The following is a 26,066-nucleotide window of genomic DNA, read 5'->3' on the forward strand; positions in this document are numbered from 1 at the left end:
CGTGCCTTATTTGTTCAGCCAGCTCATGTATTCGGCCACACCCTCGGCCACGGTTTTGAACGTGTGGGGGCAACCTGCGGCACGCAACTTGGTGAGATCAGCTTCGGTAAAGCTCTGGTAGCGGCCCTTCAGGTGGTCGGGGAAGGGGATGTACTCGATTTCACCCTTGCCGTGATGCTTGATCACCGCTTCGGCCACATTCTGGAAGGGCTCGGCGCGACCGGTGCCGCAGTTGAAGATGCCGGACACTTCCGGGTTCTGCCAGAACCAGAGATTGACAGCGCACACATCGCCCACATAAATGAAGTCGCGCATCTGGCCGCCGTCGCCGTAGCCGTCGCAGCCGGCAAACAGCTTGGGGTTTTCGCCTTTGTGTAATTGGGTGTTGAGGTGGAAAGCCACGCTCGACATGCTGCCCTTGTGCTGCTCGCGGGGGCCGTACACGTTGAAGTATTTGAGGCCCACTACCTGCGAAGATATTTCCGGCATCAGGCGGCGCACATACTGATCGAACAGTTGTTTGGAGTAACCGTATACGTTAAGCGGCTGTTCATATTGCGGCTCTTCGATAAAGTTGTCGTTGCGGCCGCCGTAGGTGGCGGCGGAAGAGGCGTAGATAAACGGAATTTCCCGCTCCAGGCAGTAGTGCAGCAGATCCTTGGAGTACTCGTAGTTGTTCTCCATCATGAACTTGCCATCCCACTCGGTGGTGGCAGAGCAGGCACCCTCGTGGAAAATGACCTCGATGCCGCCCCATTCTTCAAACTCGTCGCCGGACACGATACGGTGCAGAAACTCATCTTTATCCAGGTAATCGGCAATGGTCAGATCGACCAGGTTGACGAATTTGGTACCGTCGGTCAGATCGTCGATCACCACCACGTCAGTGCGGCCTTGTTCATTCAGGTTTTTTACCAGGTTGCTGCCAATAAAGCCGGCACCGCCAGTTACAATGATCATCGCTGTCTGCCTCTTTCTGGCCGGCACGGATGTCCGGCAATTCGAAGAAATTTTTCGCAAGTTTATCACGCCCGAAGCGCAGAAAACTAACCCTGAGTACTGTGTTACTATTCAGTTACCACTTCGTGAACAGCCATTGTGGCCGGGGCAACCCGATGAAAACCAGGGATCGCATTGTGGCTGCCGCGCTCGCTCTGTTCAACGAGCAGGGGGAAGCCAGGGTGACAACCAATCATATCGCCGCTCATCTAGGGATCAGCCCAGGTAATCTGTATTACCATTTTCGCAACAAAAATGACATCATTCACTGCATTTTTGCCGATTATAGCGCTCATCTACGCAAAAGCTTTGTGCCTGTTGAAGGGACAGTGAATACCAGCCCGGCACTTTGGCTGCACTATCTGGATGCTGTTTTCTATGTCATGTGGGAGTTCCGTTTTCTGTATGCCAACCTTAATGACATTCTGCAGCGGGATGCGCTATTGCACCGGCAATATTTGGAGCTGCAGCGAGAGCTTGAAGGTAACCTGCAGGCATTGTTACAGGAGCTGAACACGCAACAGGCATTAATGATACCGGATGAAGATATCGTCATTCTGGCGCAAAACCTGAAAATGCTGGTGTCCTGCTGGGTGAGTTATCAGCAGGTGCAGCTACCTCACGTTCGGATCAGCCAGGCGATGTTGTATGAGGGGGTGGTCAGAGTACTTTTTCTGCTTAAACCTTATTTTCATTCGAATAAAGGACTCGAATTGGGCCAGCTGCTGGAACATTACCGTGTGCTGTCGGCTGCCTCCGGTGATCCCTTTCACAAATAGTGCTTTTTAACGGAATAATTTATGAGGATTAGGATGTGAAATAGTAAAATGGTCTAAATTTGACCCAGATGACCACATGGAAAACGGGAGTTTGTTATGTCGTCGGCATTTTATGCTTACTTATCCGAACAACTGGAAAACACCAAAGCGGAAGGGCTCTACAAAAAGGAACGGGTGATTACTTCGCCGCAGAGTGCCGCTATTCAGGTGGGTGAACAGGAGGTGATTAACTTCTGTGCCAACAACTACCTGGGGTTGGCTAATCACCCCTCCCTGGTGGAGGCGGCAAAGCAGGGGCTGCAAAGTCATGGTTTTGGCATGGCCTCGGTGCGTTTTATCTGTGGTACTCAGGATCTGCACAAGCAGCTGGAAACAGAGCTGTCGTCCTTTCTCGGTATGGAAGATACCATTCTTTATACCTCCTGCTTTGATGCCAACGCCGGTCTGTTTGAGACCCTTCTGGGTCCGGAAGACGCGATTATTTCCGATGCGCTGAACCATGCATCCATTATTGACGGTGTGCGTCTGTGTAAAGCCAAACGTTACCGCTATGCCAATAACAACATGGCCGAGCTGGAAAGCCGTTTGCAGCAGGCCGAGGAAGACGGTGCCCGCTTTAAGCTGATCGCCACCGACGGCGTTTTTTCCATGGATGGCGTTATTGCCAATCTGAGCGCTATTTGCGATCTGGCCGACAAATACAATGCGCTGGTGATGGTGGACGACTCTCATGCCGTCGGCTTTGTGGGTGAGCAGGGCCGGGGTACTCATGAATACTGTGAGGTCATGAACCGGGTCGATATTATTACCGGAACCCTGGGCAAGGCGCTGGGTGGTGCCTCCGGCGGCTATACTTCGGGCAAAAAAGAGGTGATCGACTGGCTGCGCCAGCGCTCCCGGCCCTACCTGTTCTCCAACTCGGTGGCCCCTGCCATCGTTGCCGCTTCGATCAGGGTGCTGGAGATGCTGAAAAACGGCGATGACCTGCGACACAAGGTGCGGGAAAACAGTGATTACTTCAGAGCGGAAATGACCGCTGCCGGCTTTACTCTAGCGGGCAAGGATCACGCCATTATTCCGGTGATGCTGGGTGATGCTGCTCTGGCTTCACAAATGGCTGACAAGTTGCTGGAAAAAGGGATTTACGTGATCGGCTTTTCCTTCCCGGTGGTGCCCAAGGGACAGGCCCGTATTCGCACCCAGATGTCGGCGGCGCACAGTCGCGAGCAGCTGGACCGGGCTATTGCAGCCTTTACCGAAGTGGGTCGTGAGCTGGGCGTGATCTGAGGGAAACACCATGAAAGCATTAGCAAAACTGAAAGCCGAACCCGGGATCTGGATGACTGATGTGCCCGAGCCGGAGTTGGGCCACAACGATCTGCTGATTAAAATTCGTAAAACGGCCATCTGCGGTACCGATATCCATATTTATAACTGGGATGACTGGTCGCAAAAGACCATTCCGGTGCCCATGGTGGTCGGTCATGAATACGTGGGTGAAGTGGTGGCCATCGGCCAGGAAGTACGTGGCTTCTCCATTGGTGACCGGGTGTCCGGTGAAGGCCATATCACCTGTGGCCATTGCCGTAACTGCCGGGCCGGACGTACTCATTTGTGCCGTAATACCGTCGGTGTGGGTGTGAACCGGGAAGGTGCCTTTGCCGAGTATCTGGTGATCCCGGCTTTTAACGCCTTTAAGCTGCCTGATGAAATCTCTGACGATCTGGCATCCATCTTCGACCCGTTTGGTAACGCGGTACATACTGCGCTGTCGTTCGATCTGGTGGGAGAAGATGTGCTAATCACCGGTGCCGGCCCTATCGGTATTATGGCCGCTGCCGTGGCCCGCCATGTGGGTGCGCGTCATGTGGTGATTACCGATGTTAACGACTACCGTCTTGCCCTGGCCCGTGACATGGGTGTCACCCGGGCAGTGAATGTGGCGACCGAAAAGCTGGACGATGTGATGGCCGAGCTGGGCATGACCGAGGGCTTTGATGTCGGCCTGGAGATGTCCGGGGTGCCGGCGGCGTTTCAGGACATGCTGGCCAAAATGAACCATGGTGGCAAGGTAGCCATGCTGGGGATTCCGCCGTCTGATATGGCGATCGACTGGAATCAGGTAATCTTTAAAGGGCTGGTGCTCAAGGGTATTTACGGCCGGGAAATGTTTGAAACCTGGTACAAAATGGCCAGCCTTATTCAGTCGGGTCTGGATCTGAGCCCGATTATCACGCATCACTTTAAGGTGGACGATTTCCAGCAGGGCTTCGACATTATGCGTTCCGGTCAGTCCGGCAAGGTGATCCTCGACTGGCAATAAGCGTCCGTTGTGCAGTGACAGCATTTTGCGTTCTGCAACAGCGGTGATCAGAAAAGCAAAGGGAGCAGTGTTACAGCCGCTCCCTTTCGTTTCCTTGTTTGCACATGCGTTGCCTGCTCCGGCAGTTCCCCGTCAATACCACTTCCCTTGCACTCTGCCAACACTCCCGGGTTTTCTACGCCAGATGATCCAGCGGCAGGGCGGTATCGTGCTTGATGCGCCGTAGTACAAAACTGGAGCGAACTCCGGTCACTCCCTCCAGCCGGGTCAGTTTGCCCAGCAAAAACTGCTGATAATGCTCCATGTCGCGTACGATCACTTTGAGCTGGTAGTCGGCTTCGGTGCCGGTGATTAGATCACATTCCAACACTTCGGAAAAGCTCAGCACGGCGGCGTCAAAGGCTTCAAACCGCTCCGGCGTGTGCCGGTCGAGGGAAATATGAATATAGGCCTGCAGGGTCAGCCCCAATCTGGCGGCATCGAGCAGGGTGACGTGATCGGCGATCAGGCCGGCGTCTTCCAGTGCTTTTACCCGCCGCGAGCAGGGTGACGGAGACAGTCCCACCCGCTCGGCCAGCTCCAGATTGCTGATGCGGCCGTGGCGCTGCATCAGGTCAAGTATGCGCCTGTCGGTACGATCCAGTTGTATCAGTTTGCTCATACTCACACCCCAAAACAATAATTAACCCTTTATAAGTTTACATGGGGTGATTGATTGCTTAAAGGGTGTTTTATAAGGGGTACTTTGCAACCACTCCCCCCGGCTTTGGGGGTACTATGATTTCACCTTAACGGGAACAGCAGACCGGTATCACCGGACCCTGCCGCCAGCCGGAATATCCTTTCGGTACGCACCACAAGCGCAGTACTTCAAACAGGAGTGCAACAGCGTAGAAAAACGGGCCACAAGCCCGCCAAGGGCACAAAAAGCCAGCCACTCGGGCTGGCTTTGGTGTTTCTGGTGGTCAGATAATTCGTTGATTTTCCTGTTTTCGGATCAGAACCGCGATGGACTTGGAGGTGGGAGTGTGGCTGTCGTCACCGGTGCTGTGCAAGGGTACCAGAGGGTTGGTCTCCGGATAATAGGCGGCCACGTTGCCGGCAGGAATGTCGTAGGCCACCACACGGAAACCACTTACACTGCGCGTCACACCATCATGCCAGAGTGAAATCATTTCCACCTCGTCTCCTTCATGCAGTGCACGGCGGCGTATTTCATCCGGGTGCATAAACAGTACCATACGTTGGCCATACACGCCCCGGTAGCGGTCATCCATACCGTAGATGGTGGTGTTGTATTGATCGTGTGAACGCAGTGTCTGCAGGATAGACGCTGTTTCGCCATCGGCCTCGGCGGGCAGCAGGTGTGCGGGTAAAGGGCCGCCGGCAAAATTGGCCTTGCCAGTGGTGGTTTGCCAGATATATTCGGCGGCGGAGTTGCCAAGGTAAAAGCCGCCCGGCTGCTGTAATCGTTCGTTGAATTGTTCAAAGCCGGGAAGAGTGGCGGCCATGTGATCGCGGATGCGGTTGTAGTCGTCGGCCAGTGCGATCCAGTCTACAGTCTGTCTGCCTAAGACGGCCTGGGCGATTCCTGCGATAATGGCGGTTTCCGAGCGCTGATGGGGACTGTTAGGCTTGCCCACTCCCTGGGAGGCATGGACCATGCTGAAGGAGTCCTCCACCGTAATAAACTGCGGCCCGGATGCCCGGATATCGGTCTCTGTGCGTCCCAGGCAAGGCAGGATCAGCGCTTCCTTGCCGGTCATCAGGTGGCTGCGGTTGAGCTTGGTACTGATCTGTACGGTCAGGTCACAGTTGGCAAGCGCCTCGGCGGTAACATGGGTGTCGGGGGCGGCGGCAGCAATATTGCCACCCAGTGCAATAAACACTTTTGAATGGCCGTCGAGCATGGCCTGAATGGCCGCCACGGCGTTATGACCGGGCTGGCGCGGCATGGGGGTGCCAAAATGGTGCTCCAGACGGTCGAGAAAAGCGGTGTCGGGCTGTTCGTTAATGCCCACGGTGCGGTTGCCTTGTACATTGCTGTGACCGCGTACCGGGCACAGGCCGGCGCCGGGTTTGCCAATCTGGCCGCGTAGCAGCTGCAGGTTAACGATTTCCCGTATGGTAGCCACCGAGTGCTTGTGTTGGGTAATACCCATGGCCCAGGTACAGATCGCCCGTCTGGCGCCGGCATAGATTTCGGCTGCTTTGTGAATATCCGTCCGACTCAGGCCCGACTGGTTTTCTATCTGTTGCCAGGAGGTGGCCGCCACATCTGCCATGTAGTCGTCCAGGCCTTGTGTATGTCTGGTAATAAAATCCCGGTCCAGCAGTCCCTGTTCACCCCGCTCCAGCGCTGCTGCGTCCCACTCCAGTATCAGCTTGGCGATGCCCCGTACCGCCGCCATATCCCCCCCTAGACGGGGACAAAGGTACAGGCTGGAAATGGACGAGTCTTTGGAGGTCAGCATTTCAGCCGGGCTTTGTGGATCGGCAAACCGTTCCAGCCCTCTTTCCTTGAGGTTATTAAAGCTGACAATGGCTGTGCCCTGGCGTGATGCATTGCGCAGGCTGTGAAGCATGCGCGGATGATTGGTGCCCGGGTTCTGACCAAACACAAAAATGGCATCGGACTGCTCAAAGTCCTGTAAAGTTACCGTTCCCTTGCCTACGCCAATGGCCCGGCTGAGGGCCACGCCGCTGGCTTCGTGACACAGGTTGGAGCAGTCGGGAAAGTTATTGGTACCAAAGAGCCGGCCAAATAACTGGTAAAGATAAGCCGCTTCATTGCTGGCCCGGCCCGAAGTATAAAGTTCCAGCTGATCCGGGTGTGCCAGCCGGCTCAGGTGACGACCAATCAGGGCAAACGCCTCGTCCCAGGAGATGGGCTCATAGTGGTCGGTTTCCCGGTTCAGGTACATGGGTTGCTCAATACGTCCCTGATACTCCAGAAAATAATCACTTTGCTGGCGCAGCCGGCTGACCGGGTGCTGTCTGAAAAAGGCCGGGGTTACTTTGCTGGCTGTGGCTTCCCAACTGATGGCCTTGGCCCCGTTTTCACAAAAGGAAAAGTGTTTTCCCTGCTCGTCGCCCCAGGCACAGCCCGGGCAGTCAAAGCCTTTGACCTGGTTGGCGCGCAGCAGATTACGCAGGTTGGCGGCGGGCTTTTTGCTGCCGAGCACGAAGCGGGTGGTGGAGGCCAGCGCACCCCAGCCCCCGGCGGCACCCTGATAGGGTTTTATTTTTTTACTCATACGGGAATCCGACTGACGGTTTTATCCCAGTGTAAAGAGGCGGGATGTGCCTTTCTAATTGAAAGGTTCGATGCTCATATAGATATAATTTATCACATATAAGCTTATTAATTTTTGGTGTTGATGGAAGGAACGCCGGGATGGATATCAAACAACTTCATTACCTGTGCGCATTGGCGGAACACCGGCATTTTGGCCGGGCGGCTCAGGCTTGCTGTGTGACTCAACCCACGCTGTCGATGCGGTTACGTCAGCTGGAGCAGGAGCTGGGCGTGGCACTGGTGCGCAGGGGCAAGCAGTTTGAAGGCTTCACCCCGGAAGGAGAGCGGGTGCTGGCCCGGGCTCAGGGGTTGTTGGGCCAATACAACAACCTGCGGCTGGAAGTGGATGCCATGAAAGGCCGGCTTACCGGCACGGTGCGACTGGGGCTGGTGCCGCTTAGTTGCATGGATCTAAGCCCGGTGCTGGCCGGGCTGCGCCACCGGCACCAAGGGGTGGCCTTCGAAATCAATGATATGACGGCGGACGCGATTCTTGACGGCCTTAACCAGAATACCCTGGACATTGGCGGCGGCTTTTTCGAGCCTGAAGTGCTGAACCGGTTTGACAGCCTGGCGTTACCTGAGCAGGGGGTGGTGGTGGCCTGCAGCCCGGACTGGAGCAGGCGTTTGCCGGCACAACCGGAACCTCAGGATCTGCAAGGACTGCCTTTGTGTCTGCCCAAGGCCGGAATGTATTTTCGTCAGTATCTGGATACCCAGTTTACCAGGCAGGGAATGGTGCTTGAGCCGGTGTTAACCTCTGACTCGGTGTACCGGTTGATGCATTGGGTGCAGGCTGGCCTGGGATGCGCCCTGGTGCCGGCAGGCAGTGTGTTGTTTCACGGGCTGCCCGGTGTGCACTGCCGGCCTCTGGCTCTGCCTGCAATGGCCCGTATTGGTGCACTGGTGATGCGGAATGACGGTCGGGCCAGCCTGCTGGCCAGAGGGTTTTTCGCGATGGCCAAAGAAGTGTGGCAGTACCGATAAGTTGCGCGGACTCATGCAGGATACTGTATGCTTGAATTTTAGCCAGTGCTGAAGAATGCTTGGACAGTTTTGGGGCATCGGTGAGCGCATCGTGTGGCGTTGTGTTCGTCAAAGGTAAATCATATTCAGGGTAGTCAGGAATATGCGAACGCAGAAAAAAAAAGAAGAGATATCCGGCGAGATGAACGGAGCGTACAACAGCGATACTGACGAATGGCGCCGTTTATGTACACGCTCGGCAGCAATAACTGGTGCCAGCCGGGTCTGTTTTGTGTTTTTTTTTCACCATGCCAGTGTTGTCGCCGCTGTTTTGGGACCGCGCTTCAAAGGCTGGCAGGATAAACACTTCCTTGCCCTGTGGCGACAGCAACGGTTTTACTGCCCTCTGACCAGCCATGAATTGCAGCTCGATGGCCGTTGTGGGTATCTGGCCGTGCCTGTTATACGCAAACATATTCGCGGCCTGCTGTTGCTGGAGTTTGATGTGCCAGAGCCATCATTGACTGCGATGGCCAGAGAGCAGCTGGATCTGCTTGCGGAACATGCTGCCCTGCTTTGGCAGGAGCAGGAACTGGAAGCGCAGTTGCAGGATGAGGATATTTCATCCGGTCGCTTTATGAACAGGTTAAAGTCGCTGTTTCTGCGGGTTCCGGTGCTTATCAACGGTTTTGATACCGCAGGGCGCTGCATTTTATGGAATAACGAGTGTGAGCGGGTGTTTGGCTGGAGTTTCGAGGAGCTGGAGCACCAGGCGGCCCCCATTGAAATATTTTATCCCGATGCGGAAGAGCGACAGCGGGTAATTGGTACCTTCAGGGAAGTGCATGGTACCGAATTCAGAGAGTGGCACCCTGTAGACAGAAACGGGCATCGGCTGACAACACTGTGGGCCAATATTATGTTACCCAATGGCGACATGATTTGTGTGGGCCACGATATTACCGAGCAGAGAACGCTGGAAGTGCAGCAGCAGCTGGCAGCCAGTGTATTTGAAGCCAGCTATGACGGCATCATGCTGACCGATGCTGCTAACCGGGTGCTGAAAGTTAATCCTTCATTTACCCGGATAACCGGTTATACCCCGGAAGACGTTGCCGGGCATATCTCCACGCTGTTCCGGCATAAAACCGAGGCAGGGCCGCACTTGCCTGCCGATGCTCAAAGCCCCGATCACTGGCAGGGTGAATGTGTCATACGGCGCCGTAATAATACAGAGTGTCATTTACTGTTATCGGTATCGGTGATTCGTGACCAACAAGCCAGTGTGCAACATCATGTGCTTATCCTTACTGACATCAGTCATATTAAACAGCATGAGGCCGAACTGCGTCAGCGCGCACTGTACGATTCCCTGACCGGCATTCCTAACCGTCAGTTGTTCAGTGAGCTGCTGGAAAGGGCTCTGGCAGCGGCTACACGCAACGGTACCATGGTCGCGGTATGTTACCTGGATCTGGATGGCTTCAAGCAAATCAATGACACCCTGGGTCATGCTGCCGGAGACAAGCTGCTGGTTGAAGTGGCCGGCCGAATGGCGTTACTGCTGCGCAGTTCTGATGCCGTAGCCCGCTTAGGAGGCGATGAGTTTGCCCTGATGATCACCGGGTTGCATCATGCGCTGGAGTGTAGCGATATTCTAGAGCGTATGCTGAGCGCGATTAATGCTCCCTTTAATCCGGGAAGTCATCAGGTCCGGGTATCGGCCAGTATCGGAGTAGCCGTTTATCCGGAAGACAGCAGAGAGGGAGAAAGTCTGCTGTGTTATGCTGACAAAGCCATGTATGACGCCAAAAAGCAGGGAAAGTCCCGGTATGTATTTTTTGAACCTGCTTTGCACTCGGAAGATCAGGCTCGACATCGTCTCTACGCTGAACTGCTGGACGCACTGATAAACGATGAATTCGTACTGCACTATCAGCCTAAAATTGATTTGTTCAGCCGCAGTATGACAGGGCTGGAAGCCTTACTGCGCTGGCAGCACCCGGAGCGCGGACTGCTGACTCCTGTCGAGTTTTTGCCTGCGGTACTTGACAGTGATATTGAGTTTGAACTGGGGCAGTGGGTGATTCGGTGCTTATTGCAGCAGATGACCGAATGGAGCGAAGTCGGTCACGATTATCACGCCAGTTTTAATGTCAGCGCAGGCCAGCTGCTGCACCCGGAGTTTTGCCACAATCTGGAATATTTACTGGCACGTTATGCCGGTGTGCAGCCCGGTCGGCTGGAACTGGAGTTTCAGGAAAATGCGGTGCAGAATGACCTGCCTAAGCTGTCCGCAGTGCTGGAACACTGCCGGCGACTGGGGCTGAAAATATCGCTTGATAATTTTGGTGCTGAGCACGCCTCCTTGATAAGTTTGAAAAGCCTTCCTGTTGATATTCTCAAGATAGATCGTAGCTTCATTACTGATTTACTGACCAATCCGGCCGATGCCTGCATGGTGGAAGGGGTCGTGCAGCTGGCAACGGCGTTGCAGATGCTGGTGGTGGCGGAAGGCATGGAAGTGCCTGAGCTGGGAAAACGGCTGCAACAGCTGGGGTGCCATTATGTTCAGGGTTATGGCATTTCCCACCCTATGCCGGCCAGCGCGATCAATGACTGGCTGGTGGAATGGAACCGGAACCGGCCGTTTCAGTAATGACCAAACGAAAAACCCCGGCCTGAGCCGGGGTTTTTTGCACTGACAGCTGATTTACAGCTGCGGACCGGCGGCGACCAGGGCCTTGCCTTCGTCGGTATCGGTGAACTTCTCAAAGTTGTCCACAAAACGTTTGGCCAGATCCTGTGCCTTGGTTTCCCACTCGGCAGCATCAGCATAGGTATTGCGTGGATCCAGAATGGATTCGTCTTCCACGCCCTGCAGGTTGGTGGGAATGGCTACTTTAAAGTAGGGCAGTTCCACAAACTCGCTGTTCTCGATGGAGCCGTCGAGAATGGCATTGATGATGGCACGGGTTGCCTTGATGGAAATCCGCTTGCCGGTGCCGTTCCAGCCGGTATTGACCAGATAAGCTTCGGCACCCACGGCGTCCATCCGCTTGGCCAGCACTTCGGCGTACTGGGTTGGGTGCAGGCTCAGGAAGGCGGCACCAAAGCAGCTGGAGAAGGTGGGGGTCGGTTCGGTAATGCCACGCTCGGTACCGGCCAGTTTGGCGGTAAAGCCGGACAGGAAGTGATACTGCGCCTGGCTGCGGCTCAGCTTGGCAACCGGCGGCAACACGCCAAAAGCATCTGCGGTCAGGAAAATCACCTTCTTGGCGTGACCTGCCTTGGATACTGGCTTGACGATGTTATCAATGTGATAGATGGGGTAGGAGACACGGGTGTTTTCGGTCTTGGAACCATCGTCAAAGTCAACGCTGCCATCTTCCCGTACGGTCACGTTTTCAAGCAGGGCATCACGACGAATGGCAGCGTAGATTTCCGGCTCGTTTTCCTTGCTCAGCTTGATGGTTTTGGCGTAGCAGCCACCTTCAAAGTTGAATACGCCGTCGTCATCCCAGCCGTGCTCGTCATCACCAATCAGCTCGCGGTTGGGATCGGTAGACAGGGTGGTTTTACCGGTGCCGGACAGGCCAAAGAAGATGGCTACATCGCCCTCTTTGCCCACGTTGGCGGAACAGTGCATGGAAGCAATGCCTTTAAGCGGCAGCAGGTAGTTCATCATGGAGAACATACCTTTTTTCATTTCACCGCCATACCAGGTGCCACCGATCAGCTGTACTCGTTCGGTCAGGTTAAAGGCCACGAAATTTTCGCTGTTCAGACCTTGCTCTTTCCAGTTCGGGTTGGTGCATTTGGCACCGTTCATCACCACAAAGTCCGGCTCAAAACTTTCCAGTTCGGCGTCGCTCGGGCGAATGAACATGTTTTTAACAAAGTGAGCCTGCCAGGCGACCTCGGTAATAAAGCGAACGGCCAGACGGGTATCGGCGTTGGCACCACAGAACGTGTCAACCACAAACAGGCGCTTGCCGGACAGCTGAGTGGTTACCAGGCCTTTCAGCTGTTCCCAGGTTTCCTGGGTCATGGGTTTATTGTCATTCTTGCCCTGATCGGCCCACCACACGGTATCGCGGGTAACATCGTCACGAACAATGTATTTATCTTTGGGAGAGCGGCCGGTAAAGATACCGGTATCCACCGCCACGGCACCCAGGCTGGTTTCCACGCCTTTTTCAAAGCCTTCCAGGTCGGCACGGGTTTCTTCTGCAAACAGCTGCTCGTAGGAAGGGTTGTACAGTACATCGGTAACGCTGGTAATACCGTAGCGGGACAAGCCGAGTTGTTGCGCCTTGGGCGTCATTAGTCACTCCTAGATTTGGTACAGAGGGGGTTGCTTGGTTATTTGAATTTTTTGGAACCTGAGTTTATCAAGATTTTTATGTCAATTAGGGGATCTGCTTCAAAATTTATAATTTTTCGGCACGAATTAAGAATGTGATGGTGAAACTTAAATATTCTGTGCTGCCACTATGTTGATTTTTTGTGATTTTGTTTTGTTTATTAATAAATAGGGCCGGCAATGCCGGCCCTGCTGTGGGGGGCGGTTCAGTGCAGTGTCTGATTGAACAGGTTTTGCACGTCGCTGCCGTCAAACCGGTAATGGTGTCCGCAATAGTCACAGTGCATTTCGATTTTTCCCTGCTCCTGAATCAGCGCCATGGCTTCTTCCTGGCCTACCTGCAGCAGTGCCTGTTCGCATTTTTCCTGTGAGCAGGTGCACTGAAAACTGACCGGCTGTGGATCGAATATCCGTACCGCTTCCTGATGATACAAACGGTACAGCACTTCCTGAGCATCCAGCTGCAGCAGCTCTTCAGCTTTCACTGTGCCAGTCAGGGCTTCCAGATGGTTAAAATCATCCTGTTGGTCGTCCTGATCACTGGGCAGGGCCTGCAGCAGCATACCTGCCGCCGCCTGATGATCGCCTTGCAGGCCAGTGAACAGCCAGATGCGAGTGGCCAGCTGCTCTGACTGGGCAAAATAATTTTCCAGGCTGGCAGCCAGCGACTGTTCATCCAGTTCCACAATGCCCTGATAGCGTTCGCCGTTATCAGGCGTAATGGTAATGGCGATATAACCCTTACCGACCAGATCTGCGAGCCGGTCACTGTCGGGCACATCTCCTTGCCAGCGGGCCACACCACGTAACTGCTGATTGTGATCACCGTTGATCACCGCCAGACTGACCGGGCCATCGCCCTGCAGCTGAACCGTAATATGGCCTTCAAACTTAAGGGTGGCGGTCAGCAGGCTGGTCGCGGTCAGCAGCTCACCCAGCAGCCGCTGCACCGGTACCGGGTAGGCCTGGGCCGACAGTATGTGCTGAAAACTTTGCTGCAGCTGTACCAGCTCGCCACGCACCTGATAGTGGTCGAACAGATAACGATGAAGTTGGTCGGGTTTGTTCATAATGGATCCTGTTTAGGCTCAGTTGCCCTGCTTGATTTTGAGCAGGGTACGTCTTTCTTTTTTATCGGGCCGGCGCTCGGGGCTGGGGGCAAACTGGCTGTTGAGCTTGCGCGCCTGCGCGTTGCGCTCCCGCTGTTCAATGCTGTCCGGTGTTTCCCGATAGAGTTGCTGTGCCACCTCGGCCTTGCCGCGTTTATCCGACAGCGTCAGCACAACCACTTCCCGTTCATCGTGGCCTTGGCGCAGTTTAATGATGGCGCCGGTTTCTACCGGTTTGCCGGGTTTGGTGCGCTGACCGTTATAGTGCACCTTGCCGCCGTCAATCATGTCTCTGGCCAGGCTGCGGGTTTTATAAAAGCGGGCGGCCCACAGCCATTTATCCAGCCGCACGGTCTCCGTTGTTCCGTTCATGGTTGTCGCTCTCGTCAAAACCGGATGTTCAATTATACCAGATGGCCCCCTTTGGCATACAAGTCACCGGACAATTCACACTTTGTGATCAATCTGCGGCAGACGTTAGCGGCCAGTTGCGATAACCTCATATAAGGGCGATTTAAAATGGGGCGGGCCATGACCGACGATAAAAAAAAGCCAATCATCTTGCATTCCGAACTGGTGGCCGAAAGCCGCCTGTTCCGGGTGGAATCGGTACACCTGCGTTTCAGTAACGGTGTTGAGCGGATCTATGAAAGAATGCGGGGAGGCGGGCGTGGTGCCGTGATGCTGGTGCCGATGCTCGATGACAACACCATTTTGCTGATCCGGGAATATTCCGCTGGCACCCATAGTTATGAGCTCGGCTTTCCCAAGGGGCTGATCGACCCCGGTGAAACCGCCCTGGAAGCCGGTAATCGGGAACTGATGGAAGAGGTGGGTTACGGTGCCCGTGAGCTGACGTCACTCAAGCAGGTTAGTCTGGCACCTGGTTACTTCGGCAGTCGTATGGACATTTTACTGGCCCGGGGTCTGTATCCCGAACGGCGCGAGGGAGATGAGCCGGAACCACTGGAAGTTGTGCCTTGGCCGCTGGATCGGCTGAGCGAGCTGATGGCCCGGCCCGATTTTTCCGAAGCCCGCAGCATTTGTGGTCTGTTTTTATTACAGGACTGGCTTAACAAAGAGGAATAAGCATGGATACCTGTGCCCTGCTACCGGGCGTAAAGGCGGCAGCCCGAGAATCCGGCAGGTTAATTCTGTCGATGTATAACAGCGGTGATTATAAGGCCGCACATAAAGGCGATGACAGCCCGGTGACCAGCGCCGATCTGGCGGCACACGAGTACCTGACCCGGGCACTGCGCCAACTGGAGAATATTCCGGTCTTGTCTGAAGAGGGCGGGGATATCCCGCTGGCAGAACGGCATGCCTGGCCCCGTTACTGGCTGGTGGATCCACTTGACGGCACACAGGAATTTATTGCCGGCAGCGGCGATTTTTCCACCATGATTGCCCTGATTGAAAACGGCAGGCCGGTGCTTGGGGTAGTGTATGGCCCGGTACACGATCTGTTGTATTACGCGGTGCGCGGGCAGGGGGCCTATAAGGAAGCCAATGGTGAAATAACACAAATCCATGCCCGTCATTACCGCAAGCCGGTGACCAGTCTGTGTATTACCATCAGCCGCCGGCAAAACGTAGACTGGGTTCGCTCCCGTCTGACCGACAAGCTGGATTATCAGCTCGTTCCGCTGGGTTCAAGTTCACTGAAATCCTGTCTGGTCGCGGAAGGTGAAGCTGATCTTTATATGCGTATTGGTCCCACCGGTGAATGGGATACCGGCGCGACCCAGTGTATTGTGGAAGAAGCCGGCGGCCGTATTCTGGATCTCGGCCTGGAGCGGCTCAGCTATAACGAGCGAGACAGCCTGATCAACCCCAACTTCATTACTCTTGGCGATGAAAATCTGCCCTGGCAGGAAATCTTGCGAGGGGGAGCCTGAGCCCGAACGCTGTCAGCTATATGTTTTAAGCTATAAGTCGTGTTGATGGTAAGCCTGCAGATAACACATTGTCTGCACAATGGGCTCCGGCCTTCGCCGGAGCGACTTCAGAACTGGATAATCAAGCACTATTCGTGAACTGCAGCCAGCTCTGGAAGGCTTAAAACTGACAGCCTACCGCTTATGGCTGTATTTTAGTCGTCCTGCCCGAAATCTTCGATTTCCAGGCCAAGCTCGATCATGATCTCTCTGGCGCGGGCCGGGATCTGGTCGGGCACATCTTTGCGCAGGTCTTCGTCCTGAGGCAGAGGTTGTCCGGTGTAGGCATGCAGAAAGGCTTCACAGAGCAACTCGCTGTTGGTGGCGTGGCGCAGGTTATTTACCTGGCGGCGGGTACGTTCATCGGTAAGTACCTTAAGCACCTTGAGCGGGATGGAAACGGTGATCTTCTTGACCTGTTCGCTTTTCTTGCCATGCTCGGCGTAAGGGCTGATATAGTCGCCGTTCCATTCAGTTTTCATCGTCCACCTGCATTCGGGAATTATTTCCGGCAAATTGTAACCCCTGCTTTTTGTATTGGCAATCCAACAGCAAAGCCTTATGGACGTCTGGGTGGCTTGACGTCTCATATTGTTCGAGTTACTGTGCTTTTCCTCAAAATTGTGTTTCAGGCTGCCGTGTGCAAAGGAGAAGGACATGCCAAATTACAAGACTCAGACTCACGCCGTGCGTACCGGCCTTGAGAGCGACACACAGCACGGTGCCGTGGTGCCGCCCATTTACCTGACCAGCACTTTTTCCTTTGCCGATTTTAATGAAAAGCGTCAGTTTGACTATGCCCGTTCCGGTAACCCTACCCGTCAGACTTTAATCGATGCCCTGACTCATCTGGAGGCCGGTGCCGGTGCCGCCGTGACGGCCAGCGGCCTGGGTGCCATTAACCTGATTGTGACGTCCCAGCTGCAGCCGGGTGATCTGCTGGTGGTCCCTCATGACAGCTATGGAGGCAGCCAGCGGCTGTTTAACTCTCTGGCCGCCAAAGGATTGTTTGAACTGGCTTATGTGGATCAGACCGATGCCGCGGCATTGGCGGAAGTGATGGCCCGCAAGCCGCGCATGTTGTGGATTGAAACGCCGTCAAACCCGTTACTGCGGGTGGTGGATATTGAAGCCCTGTGTACGGCTGCCAAACAGGTGGGTGCCATCACGGTGGTGGATAACACCTTTTTGTCACCGGTACTGCAGCAACCGCTGAAGCTGGGGGCCGATTTGGTGCTGCATTCCACCACCAAATACATTAACGGTCACTCCGATGCCGTCGGGGGAGCTGTGGTGGCAGCGGATGCCGAACTGGCTGAACAACTGCGCTGGTGGGCCAATTGCCTGGGATTAACCGGCTCGGCCTTTGATAACTATCTCACCCTGCGTGGCCTGAGAACCCTCGGTGTGCGCATGCGTCAGCATTGTGAAAACGCCGATGCGCTGGTGGCGTTTCTGCAGCAGCAGCCGAAAGTGAAGGCGGTATATCATCCCAGCTTGCCGGGCAACCCGGGTCATGAAGCCGCCGCCCGCCAGCAACGCGGTTTCGGTGCCATGCTCAGCTTCGAGCTGGACACCGACGAAGCCGGCCTGAAGGCGTTTCTGCATGAGTTGCAATTATTCTCTCTGGCCGAGTCTCTGGGCGGGGTAGAAAGTCTGATCGCGCATCCGGCGACCATGACTCATGCCGCCATGAGCCCGGAGGCGTTGAGCGAAGCGGGCATCAGCCAGCAGTTGCTGAGAGTGTCGGTAGGTATTGAGGACAGCACCGATCTGATCAAGGATCTGGAAAACGCATTTAAGGTACTTGGCAAATAAATGACTATTCTCGAGCCCGAGCCCGGCGCACAGCGGCCGGTACATAAGTTTGGCGGCAGCAGCCTGGCCGATGCTGCCTGTTTTCACCGGGTGGCCGGTATCATTCACAAGCTGCAGCAGCCTGAAGCCCTGATTGTGGTGTCGGCCCCGGGTAAAACCACCAACCGGCTGATTGAGTTGCTTAGCCTGTTTGCCAGCGGTGATTCTGCAGCTCCCGAAGCATTGGCCGGCTTGCATGTTTTTCAGCGCAACCTGATCGCGTCCTCGTTGTCTGCAGATGATGCGGCCCCCTTGCTGGCAGCCCTGGAAGACGACATTATCACCATTGCGAAAGTGCTGGAACATGACCGGCTTGATGACTATCAGCGTGCCCTTATTCAGTCTTACGGTGAAGTCTGGTCATCCCGTCTGCTGGCGCGGGTGCTATGCAGCCAGGGGATGTCTGCCCATAGTCTGGATGCGCGCAGTTTCCTGCGGGTATCCGGCACGCCGGTACAGGTGCAGGAAGATGAATCCCGTCGCCGGCTGGCCGGTATTCTGGCAGAGCATCCGCAGCAAATTCTGGTCGTCACGGGGTTTATTGCCGCCGATGACCAGGGACGTACCCGACTGCTGGGCCGTAATGGTTCCGATTTCAGTGCTACCTTGCTGGGCGCGTTGGCCGACAGTTCGCATACCACCATCTGGAGCGATGTCCCCGGAGTGTTCAGCGCCGACCCGCGGCGTATTCCGGAGGCGCATTTGCTGAAACGTCTGGCATTGCCGGAGGCTGCCGAGCTGGCTCGTCTGGGCTCTCCGGTCCTGCATAGCCGTACTCTTGGGCCCGTGGCGGCCAGTCGTCAGCAGCTGATGCTGCGTTGCAGCTATCACCCTGATGACGGTCATACCCGTATCGAGCGTCGCCCCCGCCGCGAGCAGGGCGCGCGTATTGTCACCGCGGTAGATGACACCGTGCTGGTAGAGATGACCATTTCCGATCGCTATCAGGAGCGGGTGGACGCACTGACCGGCTGGCTGGACAAGCGGGGGCTGCCTCCGCTTGCCTGCAAACGCCTCCCCGAACGCAAGTTGTGGCAGATTGCCTACACCCGGGAGCAGGCCGAACAGGCTTTTCTGGTGCTGCGGGATCATCAGCCCGCGGGTGGCTTTGAAGGGCTGCAGCAGCGCGAGGGGTTTTCTCTGGTGGCATTGGTAGGCAAAAACGTCACCAGTCAGGCCGAGCAGTGTCTGCAGTTTTACCATGCCCTGAATGAGTTGCCACTGGAGTTTATTCAGCCCGCGAAAAATGGTCTCAGCCTGGTGGGCGTGGTACGTAAAACGGCCCTGGATCCCTTGTTGTTACGGCTGCACCAAAGTCTGTTCAGCCGGCCCCGCCGGGTAGGGGTGTTGCTGTTTGGCCGGGGCAATATCGGCAAGGCCTGGTTGCGTCTCTATAAAGAGCAAAAAGCGCGGCTGGAGCAGGAACTGAATCTGCGCCTGACCCTGTATGGCGTGTTCGACTCCAGAGGGGCCATGCTCGCCAGCCAGGGACTGGAAGCAGATATGGTGTTGAACGACTTTCAGCCCCACAGCGTGGTCTGGCCCGACTGGCTGGAAGATCTGGAAGAACATGGTTTTGATGCCATGGTCGCGCTGGACTGCACCGCCTCTGCCAGCCTGGTGCAGTATTATCCGGCCATGGTGCAGCAGCGCATTCATCTGATTGCTGCCAATAAGCAGGCGGGAGCGGCGAACCTTGAATACTACAGGGCGCTGCAGCAGATACTGGCCGAGCACAGGGTCAGGTTTCTCAGTAATGCAACCGTGGGGGCGGGGTTGCCGGTGCAAAGCAGCCTGCATCAGTTACGTCAGTCCGGTGAACAGATCCGTGCCGTCAGCGGTGTTTTTTCCGGTACCCTGAGCTGGCTGTTCCAGTATTTTGACGGCAGTCAGCCATTCTCCGAGCTGTTGCTGCAGGCATGGCAGCAGGGGCTGACCGAGCCTGATCCCCGGGATGACCTCAATGGTCAGGATGTAAAGCGCAAGCTGGTGATCCTGGCCCGGGAAGCCGGCTTTGATCTGGACCCGTCCCAAGTCAAGGTGGCGAGCCTGGTGCCTGATGATCTGGCTACTCTCAGCAAGGAAGATGCGCTCGATAACCTGCATCTGCTGGATGAGGTGCTGGCCGGGCGGCTGGCCGAGGCTCAGCAACAGGGCGGTGTGCTGCGCCATGTGGCCCGCTTTAATGCCGAAACCAATGCGGCCAGTGTGGGGCTGGAGGTGGTACCTGCCAATCATCCCTTTGTGCCTTTGCGCCCCGGAGATAACGTGTTCGCCATTGAAACCCGTCATTACCGCCAGAACCCCATGGTGATTCAGGGGCCGGGAGCCGGCAGGGAAGTGACCGCGGCCGCCATGCAGGCAGACTTATGGCAGCTGCTGGCGGGGCTGTAACCGCCTTCCAGTCACAAAAATGCCGGGCAGGGCCCGGCATTATCTCAGTCGGTTCAGTGGGGTCTGCTCAGCCTTGCTGCCGCACCATGTTCTGCGGCGAGAGGATCCCGGAAAGCTGATCGTCACTGAGCAGCTTTTCTTCCTGCACCAGTTCGGCGACCCCTTTGCCAGTGAGCAGCGCCTTGCCGGCAATGCGGCTGGCGTTGTCGTAGCCGATATGGGGTACCAGTGCGGTCACAATACCGATGCTCTGTGCTACGTGGCGGTCACACTGCTCGCGGTTAGCGGCAATGCCGCGGATACATAACTGATCCAGCATGCGAATCGACTTGCTCAGAATACGGCAGTTATTCAGCAGGTTATAGACGATCAGTGGCTCCATGGCATTGAGCTGCAGCTGACCGGCCTCAGCGGCCAGGGTGATGGTGGTATCGGTACCTATCACCTGAAAGGCGGTCTGGGTCATGGCTTCGGGAATGACCGGGTTGACCTTGCCGGGCATAATGGAGGAGCCGGGCTGCATAGCCGGCAGATCTATTTCATTAAAACCAGTGCGTGGGCCGCTGGACAGCAGGCGCAGATCATTGCTGAGCTTGGACAGCTTCACTGCCAGCCGCTTCAGGGTGCTGGAGAAGGTAACAAAGGCTCCCATATCATAGCTGGCTTCGATCAGGTTACCGGCCTGAGTGACGGGTAAGTTACTGATATCGGCCAGTTCGGTAACGGCAATCTCACCATAACCGGCGGGGGCATTGATGCCGGTGCCGATGGCGGTGCCACCCAGGTTTACCTCGCACAGCAGCGTGCAGGCGGCATTGATGCGGGCTTCTTCTTCACCCAGGTTGTAGGCAAAGGCTTCAAATTCCTGGCCCAGGGTCATGGGCACGGCGTCTTGCATCTGGGTGCGGCCCATCTTGAGCACATCGGCAAATTCCACGCCTTTGGCGGCCAGGCTGTGCTGCAATTCCTTCACTGCTACTTTCAGACCCTGGGCGGCCTCGACGATAGCCAGGCGGGAAGCGGTGGGATAGACATCGTTGGTAGACTGGGAACGGTTCACGTCATTATTGGGGTGCAGGTGCTGGTACTGGCCTTTATCAAACCCCAGCCGGGCCAGGCCCAGATTGGCGATCACCTCGTTGGCGTTCATGTTGCTAGAGGTACCGGCGCCTCCCTGAATCAGGTCGACAATAAATGCTTCGTGATGTTCGCCTCTCAGCAATTGGGCACAGGCCCCCTGAATTGCGTCGGCTTTCTCGTCGGTAAGCAGGCCCAGGCGGTGGTTGGCTCGGGCTGCGGCCGCCTTGACCATGGCCAGCGCGCGGATAAGCTCGGGAAAGTGGCTGATGGGGACGCCGGTAATATCAAAGTTCTGTTTGGCACGTTGGGTCTGAGCACCATACCAGGCGTTTAGTGGCACCCGTTGTTCTCCGAGAGAGTCTTTTTCAAGGCGTATTCCTTCGGTGTCGTTTTCCTGCTGCAGGTTTGTATTCTTGTTCATTATTTCCTCTGTACTTGATAGGTTTTGCTACTGAACGTCACGACCCTGCCTGGTTAAGGGAGAGCCTGGCACTGCTTTCGCCAAAGCACGAAAGCAAATCGTATACCGGCCGTTGCCGGCACAACCGGACTGTTGGTCTGGCAGCTCCGGCCGGTCATATTCGGGAGGAGACCTGGTTGGTCCAAAACGGAAGTAAGCGCACAATCATAGAGCAGCAACGAGGGTTGTTAAAGACGAGGCTCCTGATTAATTGAGTGGCTGTCGTCAGCTTATTTTTGCCGTGAGCGCTCGATAATCTCAGTGAGATCCGGGCACAGGGGAGCAGGCAGGGCGTCGGGACTGAACCAGGCGACGGCGTCGGCATCGTCGTCGGCGACCGGCGTGCCGCCCTGGTAGTGCCCGCGCACCGCGATCATGACATAGTGATGGGCCAGCTGACCGGCCTCTTCGGCGAGTACGTCGTAGCAGGCAAAGGGAGCCTCCATACTGGCGCTGATGCCGGTTTCTTCCAGCAGCTCCCGGGCTGCACCTGCGCTCATGGTTTCGCCCCACTCCAGTTTGCCACCGGGAAAACCCCAGTGTCCGGCATGGGGGGCGTATTTGCGTTTTACCAGCAGCACCTGTTGCTGATGCCAGACCACGGCGATGACGCCGATTTTGGGTGCCTTCATGGGTATTCTCTGGCTGGATGAATGAACAAGTATTGTGCCAAAGCCCGGATGGTTCTGGCGAATTTAATGTTGAAGCATCAGGAGCGGCTGATAAGCCGGTAAACAAACAGTAGAAATAAGGCACCGATGACGGCGGTCACCAGACTGCCAAAATTAAAGCCGGTGATGCTGCCAAAGCCCAGTCTGACGCCGACCCAGCCACCGACGAAGGCACCGGCAACCCCAAGCAGTGTGGTGAGAATAAAACCGCCACCGTCACGGCCGGGCATAATCCACTTTGCCAGAACACCGGCAATCAGCCCGAAAATGATCCAGCTTATGATGCCCATGATTCGCTCCCTTGATTGTGTTGACCTTTACAAGCATAGCCCAGCGGACGTCGTCACCGAAGCCTGACATGCGACAGCGGCGTCGGTTTTCACTAGTCAATCAGTGACCAGTGGTTATCCCATTGCCAGGGGGAATAAAAACGGCGTTCCCGGCCCTGTTGATCGAGCTGACAGATACCGCCCTGACCGCTGCCCAGCCAGATTTCTCCCTGCTTTGCTGCCGCGCCTGAGGCATCAGGCAGAGGAGCTATCCGGATCAATTCGCCACTGTGCCGCTGCCACAGGCCATAGCAGTTGCCCGGCGGTGAGGTGGCGGCGATATAGTCATCGGTCACGGCAATGCTGGCAATATAATGATTGAAGCGGGCCCAGTCGAGGGGGCTGCCCCCCAGAGGCTGCAGTGCCTGACCACGGTGGTGGCGCACAATCAGAGGCGGAAAAGCGTCAGGGTTGCCACGATATTGCTGACCGGTAAACACCTCACCGTCACTGGTGACCGCCAGATGCCGGATGGACAAATGTTTATCAACCAGGCTGCGCTGTTCCATGATGTGTCCGCTGGTGGCGTGCAGGTAGCACAGGCTGGGATGCATGGTGTCCAGGTTCAGTGGTTTGCGGCCCAGAGTATGTACGCCTCCTACACCTATTACCAGGTTGCCATCAGGCAGCCGGCAGATTTCATGGGGCCCCAGCCCAATGCCGGAAAACTCATGCACCTTGGTGAGCTGTTCATGATGCAATGCATAGACGCCGATGATGCCTTCGCTGGTGCTGCGTACACCTTCGGTGGTGTAGAGCAACTTACCGTCTGTGCTGAAGACGCCATGGCCGTAATAGTGGCGTTCCGGGTCGGCCTCACGCACCTGCAGCAAGTTGCCTTGCTGGTGGTGGAACAGCGCCAGGTAGCTGCCGGGGCGACGGGCATGGCACACTGCCAGCGGCCGGCTGGGGTGGGTCGCGATGCCGTGGCCCCGGGCCGGCAGCGGCAGCTCATAACGCAGGCTGCCATCCATATTCAGGGCTTGCGCCACGTAGCGGCCGCCGTCACGACGGCCGCCGCCTATCAGGTAATGGTGCCGGCCGGCTGGCAGGGCACAGCCCGCCAGCCCCAGGCTGCATAGCACGCCGGCGGCGGACAGTCCCTGCAGGAATTGTCGCCGGTGCATCAGTCACCGTCCGTGGCGTTAAAGCCCAGGCTGATCCCCAGGGCTTCGGGCAGGCGCAGTTTTAGTGTGCTGCCAAGATGGTCAAAAGACACCTTGAAACGCAGCAGGGCGGCATAGTTGTCCCCCCGCAGCCAGTGCGCCAGGCTATCGCCTGCAGGCAGGTGATCGAGGGTGTCGGCAAAGGCATCGTCCAGTTCGGTCATGAGCACGCTTTCATTGTTCTGCTCAAGGTAAGTACGAATGCCGCCGGTGCGATATTCCTGTTCCAGGCTGGTCAGACTGGTGCGTAAAAAGTGCAGCGACTGTTCGCTGCGCCAGGCCTCGGCAAACAGCGGGCGAGGGTGCGCGGCGGTGTTGAGCGGTAAATCCAGCTTCTTTTCAATGCGATCGAAGCGATGGGCGAGCTGGCCGAGGATCTGCACTAGAACGGTCTTGGCACCGCCTTGCGCTGTCATTTGCTCAAGTTGTTGTTCATAGTGAGACGGGGTGTCCCAGACCTGGTGCAGCTTGTTACTGTTTTGCACCAGTTGCTTGTTCACCGCGGGCAGCAGGGAACAGCGCTGCACCTGTGACAGATTTTCATACAGCAGATATTCCACTGCACCCAGGGTAATGCTGGCACCCTTGAGCGGTCCGGGCTGATTCAGCTGGCGAGTCAGCTGACGGCCGGTGGTGTCTTTCTTGTCTGGCCACAGCTGAAAGGCATAGGTCAGACCGGCTGCATCCAGTGGGCCGCCGCTCTGGCCCTGATGAGCAGTCCAGGCGGTAAAGGCGGTACGCCACTGCTGCTGTACCGTGGCAAGTGGCTGCTCACCGGCACAATAGGCATGGCTGGTATCATCCAGACGGGCCAGCGCTTCAGCCAGTTCAGCAGCCTGCTGGCGCATCAGTGCAAGATGGGCTCCAGTCAGCTGAGTCAGGGCCGGATCAACCGGCGGCTGGTGCTGGCAGGCAGTCAGTAGTCCCAGAGCGGCAAGAGAAAAAAGGCGGAAGGTCATAGCGACTCCAGAAAGGCGATGAGTTGTTCACGTTCGCCGGCGCTGGCAGACAGTACCCGGTTGCGTGCGGCGGCGGCTTCGCCCCCGTGCCAGAGTACCGCTTCGAGCAGGGTGCGGGCCCGGCCGTCGTGCAGGTAACGGGCAGACTCGCCGGCCACTTCACCGGTATAGCCCAGTCCCCACAGGGGAGGGGTTCGCCACTCGCGGCCGCTGGCGCTGAACTCGGGCCGGTTATCGGCGAGATCTTCACCCATGTCGTGCAGCAGCAAATCGGTATAAGGGTAAATTCTCTGACCACTCAGGGCCGGACTCTCATGTTCGCCGGTAGTGTAAGACGGCGTATGGCAACCGGCACAGCCCAGGGCCAGGAACAGCTGTTTACCGGCCTGCACATTTGGATCGTCCAGGTGACGCCGGGCGGGCACCGCCAGATGCTGGCTGTAGAACGTGACCGAGTCGAGAATGTCATCGCTCACTTCCGGTTTCCCGCCATCGGGATAGTGTTCGCAGCGCTGAGCCGAAGTACAGTCATCGGCGGGAGCCAGGCCAGAGGTCAGGCCCATGTCGCCGGCAAAAGCGCCGGCATTTTGCTGGCGCAGGTTGGGTTGACCGGCCTTCCAGCCAAAACGGCCAATGACGGTTGCTTCCTGAGCGTTATCCCACACCCGGTTGGCATGGCCGCGAATGCCGTCATTATTTTCATCATCCGGGTCTTCCCGGACCAGCAGATCGGACTCACGAATGGCTTCCAGCAGGCCGAGGCCAATCATCGGCGGAGCGATACGGGCCGAGGTCATCAGCTGCGCGCCGGGCTCGCCGTAGCCTGGATTATCGATAAGAAGGTGGGGCCGGCGCAGCTCCACGGTGCTGCCATCATCAAAGCGCACCGTTTCCGTGGTGTAGTGAATATTCACCCGGCCTTCGGGAACGGCACCGGGAATGGACATATCCTGTAACTGGCCACCATAGACAGGATGAGGGACAACCCCAAGGGTGCGAAGATAAGCCCGGTGTTGCTCGGTTTCTGCGGCGGGCACGGATAACCGCACCAGCATGCTGACCGCATTGTCGCCTGCAAACGCGGGCGGATGGCCTCGGCCGTCTTTGATATGGCAGCTCTGGCAGGCATTGGTGTTAAACAGAGGTCCCAGGCCGTCGCGGGCGTCGGTAGTGGCCGGCGCGGCGATCCAGGGGTTGCGGAAAAAGCTGTTGCCCACCGAGAAGTCGAGGCGTTTGTCAAAACTCAGGTTGGCAGAGGGCATGGAAAAGGCGTTGGCACCGGTTTTGGTGGTGGTGGTATCGCCACCGGGTCTGGCTGGGTTGGCCTGAACAGGCAGGGTCAAAAGGGCGCCTAGCACTAAAACGGTGAG

The 26,066-nt window shown here is 56.5% G+C and carries 22 protein-coding genes; 9 read left to right on the forward strand and 13 right to left on the reverse strand.

The window, feature by feature from the left end; genetic code table 11:
• Nucleotides 1-6 precede the first annotated feature (6 nt).
• On the reverse strand, nt 7-960 hold the full coding sequence (rfaD, locus tag B6S09_RS09910; protein WP_094278334.1) for an ADP-glyceromanno-heptose 6-epimerase: 954 nt from the start codon (nt 958-960) through the stop codon (nt 7-9).
• A 155-nt stretch (nt 961-1,115) separates the two neighbouring features.
• On the opposite strand from rfaD, the gene B6S09_RS09915 reads away from it, so the two are divergent.
• The 3 genes from B6S09_RS09915 to tdh all read left to right on the forward strand — a co-directional run bounded on the left by B6S09_RS09915 (nt 1,116) and on the right by tdh (nt 4,101).
• The gene (locus B6S09_RS09915; protein ID WP_094278335.1) at nt 1,116-1,778 is read left to right on the forward strand and encodes a TetR/AcrR family transcriptional regulator; all 663 of its coding nucleotides are present in this window, start codon (nt 1,116-1,118) and stop codon (nt 1,776-1,778) included.
• A 96-nt stretch (nt 1,779-1,874) separates the two neighbouring features.
• On the forward strand, nt 1,875-3,065 hold the full coding sequence (locus B6S09_RS09920) for a glycine C-acetyltransferase (protein ID WP_094278336.1): 1,191 nt from the start codon (nt 1,875-1,877) through the stop codon (nt 3,063-3,065).
• A 10-nt stretch (nt 3,066-3,075) separates the two neighbouring features.
• Nucleotides 3,076-4,101, forward strand: a complete 1,026-nt coding sequence (gene tdh, locus B6S09_RS09925) for an L-threonine 3-dehydrogenase (RefSeq protein WP_094278337.1) — start codon at nt 3,076-3,078, stop codon at nt 4,099-4,101.
• A gap of 175 nt (nt 4,102-4,276) precedes the next feature.
• Here the strand turns inward: tdh and B6S09_RS09930 are convergent, their stop codons facing one another.
• Entirely contained in the window at nt 4,277-4,753 is a 477-nt protein-coding gene (locus tag B6S09_RS09930; RefSeq protein ID WP_208321725.1) for an Lrp/AsnC family transcriptional regulator, read from the reverse strand.
• A 313-nt stretch (nt 4,754-5,066) separates the two neighbouring features.
• A complete protein-coding gene (locus B6S09_RS09935; protein ID WP_094278339.1) occupies nt 5,067-7,358 on the reverse strand; it encodes an FdhF/YdeP family oxidoreductase in 2,292 nt (763 codons plus the stop codon).
• A 140-nt stretch (nt 7,359-7,498) separates the two neighbouring features.
• Between B6S09_RS09935 and B6S09_RS09940 the strand changes: the two genes are divergently transcribed.
• A complete protein-coding gene (locus B6S09_RS09940; protein WP_094278340.1) occupies nt 7,499-8,386 on the forward strand; it encodes a LysR family transcriptional regulator in 888 nt (295 codons plus the stop codon).
• A 142-nt stretch (nt 8,387-8,528) separates the two neighbouring features.
• On the forward strand, nt 8,529-11,024 hold the full coding sequence (locus B6S09_RS09945) for a putative bifunctional diguanylate cyclase/phosphodiesterase (protein WP_094278341.1): 2,496 nt from the start codon (nt 8,529-8,531) through the stop codon (nt 11,022-11,024).
• 54 nt (nt 11,025-11,078) lie between these two features.
• On the opposite strand, the gene pckA is transcribed toward B6S09_RS09945, so the two are convergent.
• From pckA to hslR, 3 genes are all read right to left on the reverse strand, one after another.
• Nucleotides 11,079-12,692, reverse strand: a complete 1,614-nt coding sequence (pckA, locus tag B6S09_RS09950; protein ID WP_094278342.1) for a phosphoenolpyruvate carboxykinase (ATP) — start codon at nt 12,690-12,692, stop codon at nt 11,079-11,081.
• A gap of 245 nt (nt 12,693-12,937) precedes the next feature.
• On the reverse strand, nt 12,938-13,801 hold the full coding sequence (hslO, locus tag B6S09_RS09955; RefSeq protein ID WP_094278343.1) for an Hsp33 family molecular chaperone HslO: 864 nt from the start codon (nt 13,799-13,801) through the stop codon (nt 12,938-12,940).
• An 18-nt stretch (nt 13,802-13,819) separates the two neighbouring features.
• A complete protein-coding gene (hslR, locus tag B6S09_RS09960) occupies nt 13,820-14,212 on the reverse strand; it encodes a ribosome-associated heat shock protein Hsp15 (protein WP_094278344.1) in 393 nt (130 codons plus the stop codon).
• A 159-nt stretch (nt 14,213-14,371) separates the two neighbouring features.
• Here hslR and nudE point away from each other — a divergent pair, with 159 nt between their 5' ends.
• A complete protein-coding gene (gene nudE, locus B6S09_RS09965) occupies nt 14,372-14,929 on the forward strand; it encodes an ADP compounds hydrolase NudE (RefSeq protein WP_094278394.1) in 558 nt (185 codons plus the stop codon).
• Between the two features lie 2 nt (nt 14,930-14,931).
• Complete coding sequence (cysQ, locus tag B6S09_RS09970; protein WP_094278345.1) at nt 14,932-15,741, forward strand: 3'(2'),5'-bisphosphate nucleotidase CysQ; 810 nt, start codon at nt 14,932-14,934, stop codon at nt 15,739-15,741.
• Between the two features lie 194 nt (nt 15,742-15,935).
• On the opposite strand, the gene metJ is transcribed toward cysQ, so the two are convergent.
• Nucleotides 15,936-16,262 (reverse strand): met regulon transcriptional regulator MetJ, encoded by a 327-nt coding sequence (gene metJ, locus B6S09_RS09975; RefSeq protein ID WP_094278346.1) that lies wholly within the window; start codon nt 16,260-16,262, stop codon nt 15,936-15,938.
• 175 nt (nt 16,263-16,437) lie between these two features.
• Here metJ and metB point away from each other — a divergent pair, with 175 nt between their 5' ends.
• Nucleotides 16,438-17,598: a cystathionine gamma-synthase gene (metB, locus tag B6S09_RS09980; RefSeq protein ID WP_094278347.1), complete on the forward strand. Its 1,161-nt coding sequence runs from the start codon at nt 16,438-16,440 to the stop codon at nt 17,596-17,598.
• Nucleotides 17,599-20,031 (forward strand): bifunctional aspartate kinase/homoserine dehydrogenase II, encoded by a 2,433-nt coding sequence (metL, locus tag B6S09_RS09985; protein WP_094278348.1) that lies wholly within the window; start codon nt 17,599-17,601, stop codon nt 20,029-20,031.
• Nucleotides 20,032-20,098: 67 nt separating this feature from the next.
• On the opposite strand, the gene B6S09_RS09990 is transcribed toward metL, so the two are convergent.
• The 6 genes from B6S09_RS09990 to B6S09_RS10015 all read right to left on the reverse strand — a co-directional run bounded on the left by B6S09_RS09990 (nt 20,099) and on the right by B6S09_RS10015 (nt 26,039).
• A complete protein-coding gene (locus B6S09_RS09990; RefSeq protein ID WP_094278349.1) occupies nt 20,099-21,532 on the reverse strand; it encodes an aspartate ammonia-lyase in 1,434 nt (477 codons plus the stop codon).
• A gap of 269 nt (nt 21,533-21,801) precedes the next feature.
• On the reverse strand, nt 21,802-22,203 hold the full coding sequence (locus B6S09_RS09995; RefSeq protein ID WP_094278350.1) for an NUDIX hydrolase: 402 nt from the start codon (nt 22,201-22,203) through the stop codon (nt 21,802-21,804).
• Between the two features lie 77 nt (nt 22,204-22,280).
• Entirely contained in the window at nt 22,281-22,532 is a 252-nt protein-coding gene (locus B6S09_RS10000; RefSeq protein WP_094278351.1) for a GlsB/YeaQ/YmgE family stress response membrane protein, read from the reverse strand.
• Nucleotides 22,533-22,624: 92 nt separating this feature from the next.
• Entirely contained in the window at nt 22,625-23,698 is a 1,074-nt protein-coding gene (locus B6S09_RS10005) for a DUF1513 domain-containing protein (RefSeq protein WP_094278352.1), read from the reverse strand.
• Nucleotides 23,698-24,696, reverse strand: coding sequence for an imelysin family protein (locus B6S09_RS10010; RefSeq protein WP_094278353.1), 999 nt, complete (start codon nt 24,694-24,696; stop codon nt 23,698-23,700). Before B6S09_RS10010 ends, B6S09_RS10005 begins: the two co-directional genes overlap by 1 nt.
• On the reverse strand, nt 24,693-26,039 hold the full coding sequence (locus tag B6S09_RS10015) for a di-heme oxidoreductase family protein (protein WP_243832828.1): 1,347 nt from the start codon (nt 26,037-26,039) through the stop codon (nt 24,693-24,695). Before B6S09_RS10015 ends, B6S09_RS10010 begins: the two co-directional genes overlap by 4 nt.
• Nucleotides 26,040-26,066 lie beyond the last annotated feature (27 nt).

Source organism: Oceanimonas baumannii (assembly GCF_002245495.1).
GTDB lineage: Bacteria > Pseudomonadota > Gammaproteobacteria > Enterobacterales > Aeromonadaceae > Oceanimonas > Oceanimonas baumannii.